The 17576-nt window shown below is 63.9% G+C and carries 18 protein-coding genes and 1 pseudogene; 10 read left to right on the forward strand and 9 right to left on the reverse strand.

Features of this window, described 5'->3' with window-relative positions; genetic code table 11:
• Position 1: 1 nt before the first annotated feature.
• Positions 2-685, reverse strand: coding sequence for a glutathione transferase GstA (gene gstA, locus AMK05_RS06425; RefSeq protein ID WP_064837587.1), 684 nt, complete (start codon positions 683-685; stop codon positions 2-4).
• 128 nt (positions 686-813) lie between these two features.
• Between gstA and AMK05_RS06430 the strand changes: the two genes are divergently transcribed.
• Positions 814-1425 (forward strand): TetR/AcrR family transcriptional regulator, encoded by a 612-nt coding sequence (locus tag AMK05_RS06430; protein WP_064837589.1) that lies wholly within the window; start codon positions 814-816, stop codon positions 1423-1425.
• Here the strand turns inward: AMK05_RS06430 and AMK05_RS06435 are convergent.
• Positions 1422-2663: a multidrug efflux MFS transporter gene (locus tag AMK05_RS06435; RefSeq protein ID WP_064837591.1), complete on the reverse strand. Its 1242-nt coding sequence runs from the start codon at positions 2661-2663 to the stop codon at positions 1422-1424. The two genes, AMK05_RS06430 and AMK05_RS06435, sit on opposite strands and share 4 nt — an antisense overlap.
• Positions 2664-2770: 107 nt before the next feature.
• Between AMK05_RS06435 and AMK05_RS06440 the strand changes: the two genes are divergently transcribed.
• On the forward strand, positions 2771-3106 hold the full coding sequence (locus AMK05_RS06440) for a nuclear transport factor 2 family protein (protein WP_064837594.1): 336 nt from the start codon (positions 2771-2773) through the stop codon (positions 3104-3106).
• 15 nt (positions 3107-3121) lie between these two features.
• Here AMK05_RS06440 and AMK05_RS06445 read toward each other — a convergent pair whose 3' ends face one another.
• From AMK05_RS06445 to AMK05_RS06455, 3 genes and pseudogenes are all read right to left on the reverse strand, one after another.
• On the reverse strand, positions 3122-3853 hold the full coding sequence (locus tag AMK05_RS06445) for a sulfite exporter TauE/SafE family protein (RefSeq protein ID WP_064837596.1): 732 nt from the start codon (positions 3851-3853) through the stop codon (positions 3122-3124).
• Between the two features lie 58 nt (positions 3854-3911).
• On the reverse strand, positions 3912-4565 hold the full coding sequence (locus AMK05_RS06450) for a class I SAM-dependent methyltransferase (protein WP_064837598.1): 654 nt from the start codon (positions 4563-4565) through the stop codon (positions 3912-3914).
• 109 nt (positions 4566-4674) lie between these two features.
• Positions 4675-4998, reverse strand: a pseudogene (locus AMK05_RS06455) (hypothetical protein); the annotation flags it as partial.
• A gap of 211 nt (positions 4999-5209) precedes the next feature.
• On the opposite strand from AMK05_RS06455, the gene AMK05_RS06460 reads away from it, so the two are divergent.
• Both AMK05_RS06460 and AMK05_RS06465 read left to right on the forward strand, forming a co-directional pair.
• Positions 5210-5812, forward strand: coding sequence for a superoxide dismutase (locus AMK05_RS06460; protein WP_064837600.1), 603 nt, complete (start codon positions 5210-5212; stop codon positions 5810-5812).
• A 138-nt stretch (positions 5813-5950) separates the two neighbouring features.
• Entirely contained in the window at positions 5951-6796 is an 846-nt protein-coding gene (locus tag AMK05_RS06465; RefSeq protein ID WP_064837602.1) for a metallophosphoesterase, read from the forward strand.
• 211 nt (positions 6797-7007) lie between these two features.
• Here AMK05_RS06465 and AMK05_RS06470 read toward each other — a convergent pair whose 3' ends face one another.
• Entirely contained in the window at positions 7008-7700 is a 693-nt protein-coding gene (locus AMK05_RS06470) for a helix-turn-helix transcriptional regulator (protein ID WP_064837604.1), read from the reverse strand.
• A gap of 130 nt (positions 7701-7830) precedes the next feature.
• Between AMK05_RS06470 and AMK05_RS06475 the strand changes: the two genes are divergently transcribed.
• From AMK05_RS06475 to AMK05_RS06485, 3 genes are all read left to right on the forward strand, one after another.
• Entirely contained in the window at positions 7831-8466 is a 636-nt protein-coding gene (locus tag AMK05_RS06475; protein WP_064841296.1) for a LysE family translocator, read from the forward strand.
• A 194-nt stretch (positions 8467-8660) separates the two neighbouring features.
• Positions 8661-9101, forward strand: a complete 441-nt coding sequence (locus AMK05_RS06480; protein WP_064837606.1) for a c-type cytochrome — start codon at positions 8661-8663, stop codon at positions 9099-9101.
• Positions 9102-9237: 136 nt separating this feature from the next.
• Positions 9238-10152, forward strand: coding sequence for a c-type cytochrome (locus tag AMK05_RS06485; protein ID WP_064837608.1), 915 nt, complete (start codon positions 9238-9240; stop codon positions 10150-10152).
• 12 nt (positions 10153-10164) lie between these two features.
• On the opposite strand, the gene AMK05_RS06490 is transcribed toward AMK05_RS06485, so the two are convergent.
• Positions 10165-10659: a GNAT family N-acetyltransferase gene (locus tag AMK05_RS06490; protein ID WP_064837610.1), complete on the reverse strand. Its 495-nt coding sequence runs from the start codon at positions 10657-10659 to the stop codon at positions 10165-10167.
• 279 nt (positions 10660-10938) lie between these two features.
• On the opposite strand from AMK05_RS06490, the gene dmeR reads away from it, so the two are divergent.
• From dmeR to bla, 3 genes are all read left to right on the forward strand, one after another.
• Positions 10939-11211: a Ni(II)/Co(II)-sensing transcriptional repressor DmeR gene (gene dmeR / locus AMK05_RS06495; RefSeq protein WP_010021162.1), complete on the forward strand. Its 273-nt coding sequence runs from the start codon at positions 10939-10941 to the stop codon at positions 11209-11211.
• Positions 11212-11229: 18 nt separating this feature from the next.
• On the forward strand, positions 11230-12228 hold the full coding sequence (dmeF, locus tag AMK05_RS06500; protein ID WP_064837612.1) for a CDF family Co(II)/Ni(II) efflux transporter DmeF: 999 nt from the start codon (positions 11230-11232) through the stop codon (positions 12226-12228).
• A 107-nt stretch (positions 12229-12335) separates the two neighbouring features.
• Positions 12336-13238: a class A beta-lactamase gene (gene bla / locus AMK05_RS06505; protein WP_064837615.1), complete on the forward strand. Its 903-nt coding sequence runs from the start codon at positions 12336-12338 to the stop codon at positions 13236-13238.
• Between the two features lie 190 nt (positions 13239-13428).
• On the opposite strand, the gene AMK05_RS06510 is transcribed toward bla, so the two are convergent.
• Both AMK05_RS06510 and AMK05_RS06515 read right to left on the reverse strand, forming a co-directional pair.
• Positions 13429-15768 carry a glucose/quinate/shikimate family membrane-bound PQQ-dependent dehydrogenase gene (locus AMK05_RS06510; protein ID WP_064837617.1) on the reverse strand — a complete coding sequence of 780 codons (2340 nt, stop codon included), beginning with the start codon at positions 15766-15768 and terminating at the stop codon, positions 13429-13431.
• Between the two features lie 141 nt (positions 15769-15909).
• On the reverse strand, positions 15910-17412 hold the full coding sequence (locus tag AMK05_RS06515) for a protein adenylyltransferase SelO (protein ID WP_064841297.1): 1503 nt from the start codon (positions 17410-17412) through the stop codon (positions 15910-15912).
• Positions 17413-17576: the final 164 nt, after the last annotated feature.

Raw genomic sequence — 17576 nt, forward strand, 5'->3', positions numbered from 1 at the left:
GTTACGGCCTGACCGGCGAGCCCGTGCGCCCGGACGAGGCGACATAGGCATGCGGCGCGAAGAAGACACCGCCGGCATCGAAGGCTTCGAGATCTTCGGCCTGCATCGCCGCGCGCACCTTCGGACGCCCCGCCACACGGGCCATGAAGCCGTGCAGCGCCGGCCATTGCTTGAGATCGATGTCGATCCAGGGCGACCAGTTCAGGCAGACGAAGAGATAGGCGTCCGCCACGGTGAAGGCATCGCCGGTGAGATAGGGGCCGGCAAGACGGCCGTTCAGCCAGGAAAGCCGCTTGGCGATCAGTGCGCGGATCGGCTCATGCACGCTCGCATAAAGCGGGTTGAAGAGCAGCACCATCGGCTTGTGCAGCTCGGCGGTGATGAAGTTCAGATAGGATTGCACCTCGTTGCGGCTGAGATTGCCGACTTCGGGCAGCATCGCTGATCCCTGCGGAACGCTGTCGGCGAGGAACTGCACGATCGCCGGCCCCTCGGTCAGCACCTTGCCGTCGTCGAGCACCAACGCCGGCACATAGCCGTTGCCGTTGATGGCGAGATAGTCCTTGCCGTCGCTCGCCCGGTGGGTTTCCCGGTCGACCTCGACGAGTTCGATATCGAGCCCCAGCTCCCGGCAGACGATATGCGGCGAAAGCGAGCAGGCGGCGGCGTTCATATAGAGTTTCATGGCGATTTCCTCTCTCAATTCCTCTCTGGGCGCAGGCGGTCGATGCCGTCTGCCAAGGTCGTTGAACATCTGTACTGTTTCGCATAAAATAACTTTGGTCAAGAATTTAATGCGAGACGGTACAAAATATGAAGGATGAAAAGAAGCGCGGCCGCCCGAGGGGCTTCGACGCCAAGGCAGCACTCGGCAAGGCGCGCGACGTTTTCTGGGACAGGGGCTTTGCCGCCGCCTCGCTCGACAATCTCAGCGCGGCGACCAATCTCAATCGCCCAAGCCTTTACGGCGCCTTCGGCGACAAGGAGGATCTCTATCTCGATACGCTGGAAGGCTATCGGCAGGACGGCATGGATGCGCTGGCCGCGGCCCTCGATCCGTCACTCCCGTTGCGAGATAATCTCGCCCGCGTCTATGCGGGCGCACTGGCCGTCTATCTGCATGGTGAAACTGCCGCCCGCGGCTGTCTGCTGATCGGCACGGCGACGGTCGAGGCGGTCGAGCGTGAACGGGTCCGCGAGGTGCTCGGCCGCAGCCTCAGCGATTTCGACGGCGAGATCGAAAAGCGCATGCGCCTTGCCGTCGAACGTGGCGAGCTTCCCGAGAGCGCCGATCCGCAGATGCTGGCAAGGCTCGCCTCCGCCGTCATGCATTCGCTTGCCGTGCGCGCCCGCGCCGGGGACAGCCGCGAGACGCTGGAAGCGATCGCCCGCTCCGGCGTCGAACTGATCTGCGGACGCTCCTAAGCTGAGCCTGGTGACTTCTGATCGCGCGGCCGCACCAGCCAGGCATAGGCAGCACCGGCGACCAGCAGCACCGAGGTGCCGAGGAAAACCGCCCGCATGCCGATATGCCCGCCGACAAAGCCGCCGAGGATGGGACCGGCCACCTGGCCGACATATTGCGAGGAAATGGAAAAGCCGAGAATGCTGCCCGCCGCACTGTCCGGCACGCTGTGGCGGATGACGGCGGCGATGCAGGGCAGCAGCCCGCCAAGCGCCGCGCCCATCAGGAAGCGCAGGACGATTAGCTGCCAGGCGCTGGTGACGAAGGCCTGCGGGATCAGCAGCAGCCCGGCGACGGCGAGCGCGCCTGAGATCACCGGCCAGTGGCCGATCCTATCGGCAAGCCGGCCGAGCCATGAGGCCGAAAGAATGCTGCCGAGGGCGGCGGCCGACATGACGATGCCGGAGATCATCGTCACCTCATCGGCGGCCGGCACGATCTGCGCGACATAGACGGTGATGATCGGTTCGATCGACATATTGGCGAACATCAACAGCATGCCGGTCGCCAGCATGGCGATCACCGGTCGCCTATCGCTGATGGATTTCCAGCCGCCGCTTGCCTTGGCAGCCTGTTTGCGGGCCGGCGATTTCTCCTCCTTGATCAGCAGGGCGGTGGCGAGAAAGGCGAGGAAGATCATCGCCCCGGCGGCGAGAAACGTGCCGCGAATGCCGATGATAGGCGGCAGCGCCCCTCCGATCAGCGGCCCGACGAGATTGCCGGCCATGATGCCGGAGGAGAGCACGCCGAGCGCCCAGGCCGAGCGGTCTTTCGGCGTCTGCGTCGCCACCAGCACCATCGATCCGGAGGAATAACCGCCGGCAAGCCCGACGAAGAGGCGCAGCGCCACCAGCTGCCAGACATTGCCGGCCATGCCCATCAGCGAGATCGCCACCGTCATGCCGAGACTGGCGCGCACCAGCATCAGCTTGCGGCCGTAAATATCGCCGAGCCGGCCCCAGAGCGGCGCAACGAGCGCGGCGGCCAGGAAGGTGGCGCCATAGGCGATGCCCGACCATTGCACGATCGCCGCATGGTCGGCCACACCGAGTTCCTCGACATAGAGCGGCAGGAAGGGAAGCAGCAGCGTCATCGCCACGATCGTCGTGAAGGAGCCGATCAGCGAGACCGCGAGGTTGCGCTTCCAGTGTATCGAGCCTGCTTTAACGCTCGCCGCGTCCAATTGCGTATCGGTCATTCCTTGCCTCGGCGTCGATCCCGCGCAATTGCGCCGAAACTGGATCATTTGAGGTAAATGTGCTAAACCGATTGCGTGATGCAATCGGTTAATCGGAGGATATTGCCATGAACGATATGCGCACGAGGCAGCAGACCGTCCGCGATCTCTACGCTGCCTATCTGGATGACCGCAAGGATAAAGTCGGCGCCATGCTGACGGAGGATTTCACCTTCTCCAGCCCGCGCGACGACCATATCGACCGGGCGACCTATTTCGAACGCTGCTGGCCGAAACAGCCGGTCTTCCGCGCTATCACGATCGAATTCCTGGCGGTCGAAGGCGACGAGGCGGTTGTTCGCTATCGTGCCGATAAACTCGATGGCGGCAGCTTCGCCAACATCGAGAGCCTGCGCTTCCGCGGTGAGAAGATCGCTTCCGTGGAGGTCTATTTCGGCCGGTAGTCCGGGCGGTGCCGTTTAAAGAAGCCGTATCGCCGAAGTGGCGATGATGACCATCGAGACCGCCACCATCAGCGCCCGCACCGGCAGCCGCTTGACGAGGATGGCGCCGAAAGGGGCGGCGATGACGCCGCCGATGATCAGGCCGATCGCCGAATTGAGTTCCGACCAGCCGAGCGTCAGGATGAAGGTCAGCGAAATCGTCAGCGTCACCGCGAATTCGGTGAAGTTGGTCGAACCGATCACCCGCTTGAGATCATGGCCGCGCCCGACGAGCGTGCTGGTGACGACAGGTCCCCAACCGCCGCCGCCGATCGCATCGAGCACGCCGCCGCAAAAGCCGACGGGCGGCACCGCCCAGTCGCGCACCTCGCGCCTGCCCGGCGGCCGAAAGGCCTTGTAGAGGATCAACAGGCCGATGGCGATCAGATAGGCCGACACGAAGGGCGCGATCACCTTGCCGTCGATATTGGCCAGCAGATAGGCGCCGATCGCGCCGCCGATCATGCCGGCCGGTGCCAGCCGCGCCACCAGCCGCCAGTCGACATTGCGATGATAGGCATGCGAGATCCCCGATGCGGCGGTCGTGAACATCTCCGTCACATGCGTCATGGCGCTGGCATTGGCAGCCGGCACGCCGAAGGCGAGAAGGCTCGTCGTCGACAGCACGCCGAAGGCCATGCCGAGCGCGCCGTCGACGATCTGCGCGCAGAAGCCCACCACGATGAAAAAGAAGATGTCCGATGTCATGCGGTCCCCTCAGGCGAACGGTAGCATCAGAATCCGCGATGCGGGAAAAATTTTGGTATCAGGCGGAAAGTCCGCGTTGCTTCAGCCGGACGATCTTGAAGAAACCGTTCGGAAAGACCGGCAGAATCTCGGCAGCGGAAAAATCGCCGCGCCGCTCGGCCCAGGCAATGATGCGGTGGATGCGGAAGGCGGAGGACCAGCCGATGTGACGCACCAGCGGCGCCACCGCCGCCTCGATCGCGCCCTGCAGGCCGGCGCCGTCGCCAAGCTTGCTGGCGAGGATGATCTCACCGCCCGGCCGCAGCACCCTGGCGCATTCGTCGAGCGCCCGCTCGGGCTCGGGGATCAAGGTGATGACGAAGGGCAGGCAAACCGCATCGAAAGACCGGTCGGCAAAGGCGAGCGCATGCGCATCCATCACCTCCAGCGCCTCGACATGCTGCAGCTTGTCGCGCCGTACCTTTTCGCGTGCCCGCGCGATCATGTGTTCGGAAATGTCGATGCCGGTCACCCGGCAGCGGCTGGGATAGTGGCCGAGCGTCAGGCCGGTGCCGACGCCGACCTCCAGAATATCGGTGCCGGCCGCAGCGGCGAGCGCGGCAAGCTTGCGGTGGCCGTCACTGAGGATGCCGCGATAGACACGGTCATAGACCGGCGCCCAGCGCTGATAGATTTTCTGCTGATCGTCCGCCCTGCCGCGAATCGCTGCCATCCCGCACCTCCCTGAAGCCCAGTCCTCAACTCCTAAGGGTAGCGTCCGGTTCCCCCAGAAATGTGACGGAAGGCACATATTCGCAGAGCGGATCGTACCGGGCAGCCCATCTTGCCGGCGCGAGACCAAGTTTCTTGGGGTCGAGTTCGCTGCCGATCTCGACGGTTTTCTTCTGCTTGTCGTAGACGCAGATCTGCGCGACCAGTCCCTTGGCGCCCTTCGGCTTTCCCGTCACCAAAGCCAGTCCGTAATGGCTGGTGCCGAAGGGATCGACGCTGGCCGCAGGGTTTTCGATCGCGACAGCCGCCGTCTTGCACTTGGCTTCGACGTCGGCTGCCAGCTGTTTCCAGGCATCGTCCGAGGAGGCATGCACTGGTCCCGAAAGCAGAGGAAGTGCTGCCATGACCAGCAGCGGGATTATATTCCTGTTCATATTGATCTCCATTGCGGTGTGTCGCCGGGGAAGCGGCTTTCAAGGCGGACATCCCGGGCGATTTTCCCGCCCGATTCCAGCCCGGCAACTGAGGCAAATTTTCCTCCGACGGATCGTTTTTTGACATTTCGCCGGTTGCCTCTCCCCCTTTCCCCTCCTATGTTCCGCCTCACCTGCCGATGACGCAATCTATTGCAAGAGGAGATCTGATATGGCTTTCGAATTGCCTGAACTTCCCTATGATTACGAAGCGCTTGCTCCCTTCATGTCGAAGGAAACGCTGGAGTTTCACCACGACAAGCACCACAAGGCCTATGTCGACAACGGCAACAAGCTCGCCGCCGAAGCCGGCCTTTCGGATCTGTCGCTCGAAGACGTCGTGAAGAAGTCCTTCGGCACCAATGCCGGCCTCTTCAACAACGCTGCCCAGCATTACAACCACGTCCATTTCTGGAAGTGGATGAAAAAGGGCGGCGGCGGCAACAAGCTGCCGGGCAAGCTCGAAGCGGCCTTCGCCTCCGATCTCGGCGGCTACGACAAGTTCAAGGCTGACTTCGCCAATGCCGGCGCCACCCAGTTCGGCTCCGGCTGGGCCTGGGTTTCCGTCAAGAACGGCAAGCTCGAAATCTCCAAGACCCCGAACGGCGAAAACCCGCTCGTCCACGGCGCCACGCCGATCCTCGGCGTCGACGTCTGGGAACACTCCTATTACATCGACTATCGCAACGCCCGCCCGAAATACCTCGAGGCCTTCGTCGATAGCCTGATCAACTGGGACTACGTCCTGGAGCGCTACGAGGAAGCCACGAAGTAAGCGGCCCCGGACCCGCCGCCACGCGCGGCAATGTCGCAGCCTCTCTGAATTCGGCACCCGGCGCTCCAAGCGCCGGGTGTTTCGCTTTGAAAGACAAGCCGTCACATCCCTGTCACCCGCCGCTCCTAATCACGCCCCATGTCGTCGCCCGATTCTCCCCTGTTCCGCTTCGGCATCATCGCCGACCCGCAATATGCGGCGATCCCCCCGCATGCGGCCATGGACCGCTACTACGCCAACAGCCTCGCCAAGGTCGCCGAGGCGATCGAGGTCTTCAACAGCGAGGAATTGAGCTTCGTCATGACGCTCGGCGATGTCATCGATCGCAGCTTCAAGAGCTTCGACGATATCCTGCCGATCTATGAGACGCTCCGGCACGAGGCGCTCTTCCTGCTCGGCAATCACGATTTCTCCGTCTCTGCTGGGCACCTGTCCGAAGTCGCCGCACGTCTCGGCACGCCATCGCCCTATTACAGCTTTTCCCGCCATGGCTGGCGCTTCATCGTGCTCGACGGCAACGAGGTCAGCACCTTCGCGCCGCCCGAAGGACATCCGCACCGCGCCCTGGCGGCAAAGATGCTGGCGGAACTGCGGGCGAGGGGCGAAAGAAACGCCCATCCGTGGAACGGCGCGCTGAGCTACGAGCAGTTCGCCTGGCTCGGCGATGAGATCGCAAGCGCTGCCGCGGCCGGCGAGAAGGTGATCGTCATGAACCACTATCCGGTCTATCCCGCCGGCGAGCACGATATGTGGGACTGCGACCACATTGTCGCGCTGCTCGCCGCGCACGACAACGTCGTCGCCTATCTCAACGGCCATAACCACGCCGGCAATTACGGCAAGGTCGGCGCCTGCCACTTCGTCAATTTCAAGGGCGTGGTCGACACCGAGAGCGAAAACGCCTTCGCCATCGTCGACGTCCACCCCGACCGCATCGAAATCCGCGGCTTCGGCCGCGAGGACAGCCGGACGCTGGTTTATTAGGCTGCAACGGACGTCTTGCAAAATCCAAGACCCCTCCCCAACCCCTCCCCACAAGGGGGAGGGATTAAACTGCGGCACGCTCCCGCCACCAAGACGCGCTGCCACATGCGGTATCGTCAGAATTGAAGCGTGACGGGCGCGGCACGGTAGTCCCTCCCCCTTGTGGGGAGGGGTTGGGGAGGGGAAAGCGGCAATCTCAAGTCTCAGATTTTCACCCCGCCACAGCCTTCTCCGTCCAGCCGCTCGTCCAGAGCTCCCGCAACCGGTCGCCATCACCCTTGAAGAACTCGTCACGCGCCGCGCAGCGCTCCACCCGGTCGCTGCGGAAATTGCGGATCGCCTGGCGCAGCTCGCACCAGGCGACGATATTGGCGGTCTGCGAATAGTAGATCAGCGCGATCGGCCGGATCGTCCGTTCGCTCGCGCGGCCGAGTTCGTCGCGGTAGGCGAGTGAAAGCTTGCATTCGTCGCGGATCGCCCGGCGCACGATCGCAAGGTCGAAACCCGCCGGCTGCGCGATCGAGCCCCAGGCATAAAGCGCCTTGCTGTCCATCGCCTGGCGCAGCGGCGCCGGCACGGCGCCTGATATCTTCCGGTTGACCCGGCGAGCGGCCTGCTTGAGTTCCTCGTCGGCGGTGCGTTCGAGCAGCGCCAGCGACAGCACGATCGCCTCCATCTCTTCGATCGAAAACATCAGCGGCGGCAGGTCGAAGCCTGGCCGCATGATATAGCCGATGCCGCGACCGCCTTCTATCGGCACCCGCATCGCCTGAAGGGCGGCGATGTCGCGATAGATCGAGCGCACGGTCACCTCAAGCGTCTCGGCCATCACCGCCGCCGTCATCGGCTTTCTGGAGAGCCTGAGGATCTGAATGATCTCGAACAGCCGTGAGGCCTTGCGCATTTTGCCTCTCCCATCCCTTAGGCTCCTGACAATACACTGTCAGTTGGGTTTGCGTATAGAGCCGCCTATCGAATTGAAATTAATCATGGTCTTTCAAAACGGCCCATGGACCGACAAGGCGGTAACTGACATGAACTACCACGAAAACCTCTGGCTCTTCTTCACCCTTCTCTTCGGCATCATCATCGTACCCGGCATGGATATGCTCTTCGTGCTCGCCAATGCACTGACCGGCGGCATCAGGCGCGGGCTGGCGGCGACCGGCGGCATCATGGCCGGCGGCGCCGTGCATTCGGCCTATGGCGCGGCCGGCGTCGGCTTGCTCGTCACCATGCTGCCGCAGCTTTTCAACGTGCTGCTCCTTGCCGGCGTTGCCTATATGATCTGGATCGGCATTTCGCTGATCCGCAGCTCGATCACCGTCGAGGCGGTCGGGCCGGGAACGGCGCGCTCCGGCTGGCGCGCCTTCCGCCAGGGTGCGGTCACCTGTCTCGTCAATCCGAAGGCCTATATCTTCATGTTCGCCGTCTATCCGCAGTTCCTGAAGCCGGAATACGGCCCGGTCTGGATGCAGGGGCTGATCATGGGCGCCATGACGGTCGCCACCCAGTTCGCCATCTACGGCACGCTGGCGATGACCGCCGGCCGCAGCCGCGACCTGCTCGTCGCCAATCCCGACGTCACGGCTTTCGTCGGCCGCTTTGCCGGGCTGCTCTTGGTTGCTGTTTCCGCCTTCAGCCTCTGGCAGGGATGGAAAAGCGCGTGAGTCTGCATGTCGCCCGGAAATGTGCAGCGGTTCCGGGATAACGACTGCAGAAAAGCAAAGAGCTCTCGCTGCTTATCACATTGTTTTTATGATGATCCGGCAAAACGTGACTGCCCGGAGGGTATGGATTTTGTCATGCTCCCGGGGCAGATTGGCCATCGGCCGCCTTGGCCGTAGAAAACTGGAGAGGAAATATGAATTGGAAAGCAGTAGCTGCCGCCGCAGCGATGGCGGGGATAGCGCTCGGTTCGGTGACCGCCGCCGACGGCACCCATGATTCGCGCATTGCCCTGATGAAGCAGATCGGCGGGGCGGCCGGCGCCCTGGGAGCCATCGCCAAAGGCACCAAGCCTTACGATGCCGAAGCGGTGAAGGCGGCACTGACGACGATTGCCGCAACGGCCAAGGTGTTCCCCGATCAGTTCAAGCCGGGCACGGAAACGGGCGACGCAGAAGCGAGCCCGAAAATCTGGGAAAACATGGATGATTTCAAGGCGCGCGCCGCAAAGCTCTCCGCCGATGCCGAAACCGCGCTCGCCCAGCTTCCGGCCGATGCCGCGGCTGTCGGCGCCACGGTCAACACGCTCGGCGCCAGCTGCGGCGGCTGTCATAAGGCCTATCGCATCAAGGAGTGAGCGATAGGTCATTCCCATCCGACACCGATCCGCGCCGGCCTTGCCGCCGGCGCGGATCACCTTATTCTCCGCCCGTGCGGGGCTGGTCGCAGAATCGGTCCCTATCGGAAAATCTCGGCAAAAGGGGAGGCGGAGCATGATCCGCAGGTTCATCCGGTTTCTGCTCTGTCTGATCGGCGTCGCCGTGCTCGGCGGAGGCGCCTTCTATCTGGTGACCGCGCCCGATCCGCTGCCGGAGAGCCATTGGGCCGGTCTCGGCGCGCCGGACCCGGCAAACGGCCAGATGGTGTTCTGGGCGGGCGGCTGTGTCAGCTGTCATTCAGCCCCCGGTTCCGAAGGCGATGCCAAGCTGACGCTTTCAGGCGGTCTGGCGCTGAAGAGCCCTTTCGGCACCTTCCACGTGCCGAATATCTCGCCGGATGAAAAGGCCGGTATCGGCGGCTGGACGCTCGCCCAGTTCGGCAACGCGATGAAGCGCGGCGTCGGCCCCGGCGGCGAACATCTCTACCCGTCCTTTCCCTATGGCTCCTATTCCAGGATGAACGACAAGGACGTCAACGATCTCTTCGGCTTCCTGAAGACCCTGCCGAAGAGCGCCAACGTCGCGCCCGCGCATGAGCTGCCGTTCCCCTTCAACATCCGGCTGGCGCTCGGCGGCTGGAAGTTCCTCTATTTCAACGATCAGCCGCGCGTCGCGCTTGCCAAGAGCGACGACAAGATCAAACGCGGGCAATATCTCGTCGAAGGCCCCGGCCATTGCGGCGAATGCCACACACCGCGCGATGCACTCGGCGGCTTTGAGGCCGGTCAGTGGCTTGCCGGCGCGCCCAATCCGGAAGGCAAGGGCCGTATTCCCGACATCACGCCATCCTCCAAAAGCATCGGCGGCTGGAGCGAGCCCGACATCGCCAATTACCTCGAAACCGGCTTCACCCCGGATTTCGATAGCGTCGGCGGCTCGATGGTCGATGTCCAGCAGAACATCGCCCGCCTGCCGGCGGCCGACCGCGAAGCGATCGCCGCCTATCTGAAGGCTGTGCCGGGACGGTAGGCCAGGGCTGTCTCAGGCGATCGACTGCATATAACGCATGCCGGTGACCGGCCGCGGAGTGAAATCCAGCTGTTCGTAGAAGCGGTGCGCCAGCACGTTGCCGGTGGCGGCACTGACGGAGAGGTAGCCGCAGCCGGCATTGCGGGCGGTCTCGCGGGCCCGGTCGACGAGCAACTGGCCGGTGCCGTGGCCGCGATGGCCGTCGCGCACGAAGAGATGGTGCAGGTCCATGCCGCGCTTTCCCTCCTGTGCCCTGTAGAGCGGCACGAGGATGGCATAGCCGATCAGCCCTTCGCCGGTCTCGGCGACCAGCGCATGGATCCAGGGCAGCGGGCCGAACAGGTCGCGCTCCAATTGTTCCGGCGTCGTCCCGGCCGCGTCGCCGTGATGGGCGGCCAACAGGGCGATCATGTCGTTGAGTTCGGGCAGGTCGCGCGGCTTGGCGGTACGGATCGTCACCACCGACGGGCGCATCAATGAAATTTCGCTGTCTTCGATTTCGGTCATGGTCTTCGCGTCCTTTGATAGTCTGCCGTCAGGACGCTGCCGATACAACAAAGCCGCCTGACGGCGGCTTGTTGACAATATGATCTGTCCGGCCGCCCTTTACAGGTACAGCCAAAAATACGAGCGGCTCTGGTGCGCGTTTTTGATCATGGCGCATCAATCGCCGCAAAAGCGGCATTTGTCAATGGCGTTGGAGGGTGAGGCTCAAAAGCCGTGACGGGCATTGATGTCAGCCGGTATGCTTGATAGGATACCCCCCTATATTATAGAAGGCCAATCATGTCCCATACGACCCTGCAGAAGAAGAAGCTTATTGCCCGCATCAGCCGCCTGAAAGGGCAGATGGAGGCGGTCGAGCGGGCGCTGGAGGCCGAGCGCCCCTGCGGCGAAATCCTGCAATTGCTGGCCTCGATCCGCGGCGCTTTGACCGGGCTGACCGGCGAGGTGCTGGACGATCATCTGCGCGAACATGTGCTCAACGCAGCCGATGACGCAGCACGGGCCGAAGCAGTCGAAGAAATTTCGGAAGTGCTGAGAACCTATATCCGCTGAGCAGAGAAGGAGCCTGGAATGAATGCCGGGATCGGACGGGCTAAGACGAATGCCCTGGAACATGACCATATTTTCCTCGGCGCCGATCATGCGGCGAACGAGCGGCGCATCTGGCTGGTGATCGCGCTGACGGCGGTGATGATGGTGGCGGAAATCGCCGCCGGCACGGCCTATGGCTCGATGGCGCTGGTCGCCGATGGCTGGCATATGTCGACCCATGCCAGTGCGCTGCTGATTTCGGCGCTCGCCTATCTCTTCGCCCGAAGGCAGGCGCGCAATCCGCGCTTCACCTTCGGCACCGGCAAGCTCGGCGATCTCGCCGGCTTCGCCAGCGCCATCGTTCTGGCGCTGATCGCCCTCTTGATGGCATGGGAAAGCTGGCTGCGCCTTTCAAATCCGGTGCCGATCGGTTTTGCCCAGGCGATCGCCGTCGCGGTGGTCGGCCTTGCCGTCAACGTCGTCAGCGCCTGGCTGCTTGGCGGCGGCGGCAATCATGCGCATCATCACCACCATCACCATGGCCATCACGATCATGGCGACCACACTGGTCACCACGCCCACGATCATCATGCCCACGATCATCATGCAAAGCCCGGCGACAACAATATCCGCGCCGCCTATCTGCATGTCATGGCCGATGCCATGACCTCCGTGCTCGCCATCGCGGCGCTGACGCTCGGCAGCCTCTATGGCTGGCTCTGGCTCGATCCGATCATGGGCATCGTCGGCGGCCTGGTGATTGCCAACTGGTCCTGGAGCCTGATGAAATCCTCGGGCGGCGTGCTTCTCGACGTCGTGCCCCAGGGCGAGACGCTGCCCGCCGAGATCCGCGAGGCGATCGAGACCGACGACGACCGGGTCACCGACCTGCATGTCTGGCAGGTCGGCCCCGGCCACCACGCCGCCATCGTCGCCGTGCTGACCTCCACGCCGCGCGACCCGGCCTTCTACAAGGGCAGGCTGTCGGCGCTCACGGAATTGTCGCATGTGACGGTCGAGGTGACGCGCGCGGCATGACTGCCGCGCGGACAACAAATTGCTGGGCGGACAACAAATTGCCGTGGGAACGAGATGCCGCCGCAATCGCGTCTTAGCTCTGTCCTCCCGATCTGCCGGAGGATTTCATGGATCTCAGTCTTACCCGCCGTCTGCTGATAAGCTCGGCATTGTGTCTTCCCGCGCTGGCGCTCTCCGCCAGGGCTGAGGACACGCCCAAGGAGAGTGGCGGGGAGGGCGACGACAATATCGAGAAGCGTCTTGCCGCGCTAGAAAAACGCACCGGCGGCCGCCTCGGCGTCTCGGTGCTCGACACCCAGACGAGCATCTCCTTCGGCTATCGCGGCGACGAGGCCTTTCCGATGTGCAGCACCTTCAAGGCGCTGGCCGCGGGCTTCGCGCTCGCCCGCGCCGATAAGGGCGACGAGAGCCTCGACCGCCGCGTGACTTACGGCAAGGACAAGCTGGTCGACTATTCGCCGCTCAGCGAAAAACACGCCGGCGCCGACGGCATGACCATCGCCGAACTCTGCGAGGCGGCGGTGACCGTCAGCGACAATACCGCCGGCAACCTGCTGCTCGAAAGTTTTGGCGGTCCGGCCGGTTTGACCGACTGGCTGCGCTCGATCGGCGACGGCACCACCCGTCTCGACCGCACCGAACCGACGCTGAACGAAGGCAGAAAGGACGACCCGCGCGACACGACGACACCGGATGCGATGCTCGACACGCTCGGCAACCTGACGCTCGGCTCGGTGCTGACGGAAGCCTCTTCGGACAAGCTGATCGCTTGGCTGGTGGCCAGCACCACCGGCGGCGAGCGGTTGCGGGCCGGCCTGCCGGCGGAGTGGAAAGTCGGCGACAAGACCGGCACCGGCCAGAACGGCTCGCTCGGCGACATCGCCGTCATCTGGCCCCCCGACCGCGGCCCGATCGTCGCCGCCGTCTACATCGCCGAAGCGACCGCGCCGGCGAAGGATCTCAATCCGGTCTTTGCCGAGGTTGGGCGGATGATTGTGGAGATGGTTTGAGTGGTGAAATGTGGCGGAGATGCCCCTCATCCGCCTGCCGGCACCTTCTCCCCGCTTGCGGGGCGAAGGGGACACGCCGCGACCTCTCGGTCCCCACTTACCCCTCGCAAGGCACGTCCCCTCTCCCCGTTTTTACGGGGAGAGGGTTAGGGTGAGGGGCAGCCATTGGGCGCCAACAGCAACCTCCCCATCACGGCAGCGTATAAGCAATCACATAATCGCCAGGCTTGGTGCCGACCGAGCCGTGGCCGCCGGCGACCATGACGACGTATTGTTTGTTGTCTTCAGTCGTATAGGTCATCGGTGTTGCCTGGCCGCCGGCCGGAAGCCGGGCCTGCCAAAGCTCCCGGCCGTTCGTCACGTCATAGGCGCGCAGATAATTGTCGACCGCGGCCCCGAGGAAGGCGACGCCGCCCTTGGTCAGCATCGGTCCGCCGATGCCGGGCACACCCACCTTGAAGGGCAGGGGCAGCGGCGTCATGTCGTGCACGGTGCCGTTCTTGTGCATATAGGCGATCTTGCCGGTGCGCAGATCGACGCCGGCGACATAGCCCCATGGCGGCGCCTGGCAGGGGATTTTCAGGAGCCCGAGGAACGGCCCCATGAAGACGCCGTAGGGTGCGCCGTCATTGCGGTTGAGTCCCTGTTCGCTGCCCTTCTCGTCCTGGCCTCTCGGCGGAATATCGGCAGCCGGCACCAGGCGCGAGGTGAAGGCAAGATAGGTCGGCATGCCGAACATGATCTGCCGCTCGGGGTCGACGGCCACGCTGCCCCAGTTGAAGGTGCCGAAATTGCCGGGATAGACGATCGTGCCGACAAGCGAGGGCGGCGTATAGCGGCCCTCGTAGCGGTAGCGGTGGAAATCGATGCGGCAGGCGAGCTGGTCGAACAGCGACACGCCCCACATGTCCTTTTCCTTCAGCGGCTCGGGCGAGAAGGTGAGATCGGAGATCGGCTGCGTCGGCGCGGTATGATCGCCCGAGATCGCGCCGCCCGGGGCTGCGATTTCTTTGACCGGGATGATCGGCTCGCCGCTGCGCCGGTCGAGCACGTAGAGATCGCCCTGCTTGGTCGGGCCGACGAGGGCGGGAACCACCGTGCCGTCCGGCTTCGTCAGATCGATCAGCGCCGGCTGGGCCGGCACGTCCATATCCCAGAGATCGTGATGCACGGTCTGGCGCACCCAGCGCAGCTGGCCGGTGGCGATGTCGAGCGCGACGATCGAGGAGGAGAATTTCTCGACATTGTCGCTGCGGTTGATGCCGAGCTGGTCGGGCACCTGGTTACCGAGCGGGATGTAGACCATGCCGAGGCTCTCGTCGACGCTGAAGACCGACCAGCTGTTCGGTGAATTGGTCGTATAGGTCTGGCCGACGGCCAGCGGCGTCGTCACGTCGGGATTGCCGGAATCCCAGTTCCAGATCAGCGCGCCGGTCTTGATGTCGAAGGCGCGGATGACACCGGATTGCTCCTCAGTGGAATAATTGTCGTTCACCGCGCCACCGACGATGATCTTGCCGGCCACCGCGACCGGCGGCGAGGTGGAATAATAATAGCCGGCCGGATTGTAGCGCATGCCGGTCTCCAGATGCAGCACGCCCTGATCGGCAAAGCCGGTGCAGACCTTGCCGTCCGCCGCATCGAGCGCGATCAGCCGGGCGTCCGATGTCGGCAGGTAGACGCGCTCGGCGCAGGGCTGGCCGGCGGCGACATCGGGATCGGCATAATAGGTGACGCCGCGGCACGTCTGGTGCTGCCGGTCGGGGTTCATGCCCGAGTTGGCATCGTATTTCCATTTCTCCTTGCCGGTCTTTGCGTCGAGCGCGATCGCCCAATTGTGTGGCGTGCAGAGATAGAGCGTGTCTTTCACCTTGAGCGGCGTCACCTGATAGGTCGTCTCGCCGACATCCTCAGGCCGTTTAACGTCGCCGGTCTGGTATCGCCAGGCTTCCTTGAGGGTGGCGACATTCTCCGTGGTGATCTGGTCGAGCGGCGAATAACGCTGGCCGAAGGGCGTGCGGCCGTACTGGTGCCACTCACCATCCGGCACGCTGCCGCCGAAGGCGGGGTTGGCGGCGACCTCATCCCTAGGCAGCTCGCCGGCGAGGTCGTGCGGATCCGTGGTCATCGAATAGAGGGCGACTAGGATGGCGAGGATGACAGGCACGGCGAGCGGCCAGGGATTCGCGCCGTAGGTGATGCCGGTCGGGCTGCGAAAGCCGAGCGGCCGGCGGATCCAGGGCGTCAGCAGCCAGAGCCCGAGCAGGATGATCATGCCGCCACGGGGCCCGAGCTGCCACCAGTCGAAACCCACCTCCCAGATCGCCCAGGCGAGTGCTGCGACGACGAGCACTGCATAGATCCAGAGCGCCACCGCCTTGCGCATCAGAAGCAATCCGGCGGTGATCACGAACATCAGCCCGGCGAAGAGATAGAAGACGCTGCCGCCGAGCGTGACGAGCCACAGCCCGCCGCCGCCGAGCGTAAGACCGATGATGATGAAGAGGATGGAGGTGATGACGATCGCCATAAGGCTGTCTCCCGCTGAGGTGAGCCGGGTGAAGGGGCGGCGGAAAATCGCCGCCGATCAGCCAGATAGCGCGAAGGAGATGCCTTTCAACGGCCGCATTTGCCGCAGGCTGATGTCACGGTACGGTTGTATTGAGCCCGCTTACGTCCCGCAGAAGGTCGCGAGCACCCGTTCGCTCGGTTTCGGCGGCTCGCTATAGGCGGCAAAGTCCGCCTGGTCCTCATAAGGTTTCGAAAGCACGCTCAGCAACGCCTCGAACAGCGAGAAATCGCCATTTTCGACCGCGGCCTCGATCGCCTGTTCGACGCGGTGATTGCGCGGAATGAAGGCAGGATTGACGCGGCGCATGGCGGTGGCGCGCTCCGACTGCGTTTGCGGGTCGCGCGACAGCCGCTCGCGCCACTGCGCAAGCCAGGATCCGCAGGCCTCCGGCTCCCGGAAACTGGCCGCAAAGGCAGGCTCTGCGGCGGCATCGCCGGCAAGATCCGACAGCCGCCGGAAGGTCAGGGTGAAATCGGCACCCTGCGTCTGCATCAGCGACAACAGCGCCTGCACCAGGTCGAGATCGCCATCCTCTTCGCCGGCAAGGCCGATCTTCTTTCGCATCCCGGCCAGCCAATGCGCCTGGAAGCGTTCGCCATAGGCGCGGATTATGGCATTCGCCTTGTCGACCGCGCCGTCGGGTTCTTCGTCGATCAGCGGCAGCAGCGTTTCGCCGAGCCTTGCAAGGTTCCATTGGCCGATGCCGGGCTGGTTGGCATAGGCATAGCGGCCGTGCTGGTCGATCGAAGAGAAGACGGTCGCCGGATCATAGGCATCCATGAAGGCGCAGGGGCCGAAATCGATCGTCTCGCCGGAGACAGTCATATTGTCGGTGTTCATCACGCCATGAATGAAGCCGACATGCAGCCAGCGGGCAATCAGCGCCGCCTGGCGTTCGGAGACCGCCTCGAACAATGCGAGATAGGGATTGTCGGCTTCTCCAAGTGCGGGATAGTGCCGGTCGATGACATAATCGGCAAGCGCCCGCACACCGTCGGAATCGCCCCGCGCCGCAAAATACTGGAAGGTGCCGACCCGGATGTGGCTGGCCGCCACCCGGGTGAAGACGGCGCCCGGCAGCACCTCTTCGCGATAGACCGGCTCGCCCGTCGTCACCGCCGCCAGCGCCCGCGTCGCCGGAATGCCGAGCGCAAACATCGCCTCGCTGATGATATATTCGCGCAGGACCGGCCCGATTGCCGCCCGCCCGTCGCCGCGGCGGGAAAACGGGGTCGGCCCAGCGCCCTTCAGCTGGATATCGAAGCGCCCGCCGCTGCGGTCGATCACCTCGCCGAGCAGGATCGCCCGCCCGTCGCCGAGCTGCGGCGAGAAGCCGCCGAACTGATGGCCGGCATAGGCCATCGCCAACGGTTGCGCCCCCTCGGGAACGAGATTGCCGGAAAAGATCGCCGCGCCGTCGCGCCGCAGCGCCTCGACATCGAGCCCGAGTTCAGCGGCCAGCGGTTCGTTGAGCTTGATCAGCCAAGGCTCCGCCACCGCAGTCGGCAGCTGCGCCGCGAAGAAGCGCTGCGGCAGGCCGGCATAGCTGTTGTCGAAGGCAAAGGCCGCACCGGGCCGGTTTTTCTCAAGAGCGGAGGTCATGATCGATAGGTAGGGCCGGGCGGCTTGCGGCGCAAGCTTTTCACGAAGCATGAGGCCGATGCAAGCAATCGTGATCTGCTTTTCGCTCTCGTCAAAGCTGCTTTGCCATAAAGGACATAGCGCCGCCATGATCGCGGGCGTATACCAAATCGTCTCCCCTTGGC

This window comes from Rhizobium sp. N324 (assembly GCF_001664485.1).
Lineage (GTDB): Bacteria > Pseudomonadota > Alphaproteobacteria > Rhizobiales > Rhizobiaceae > Rhizobium.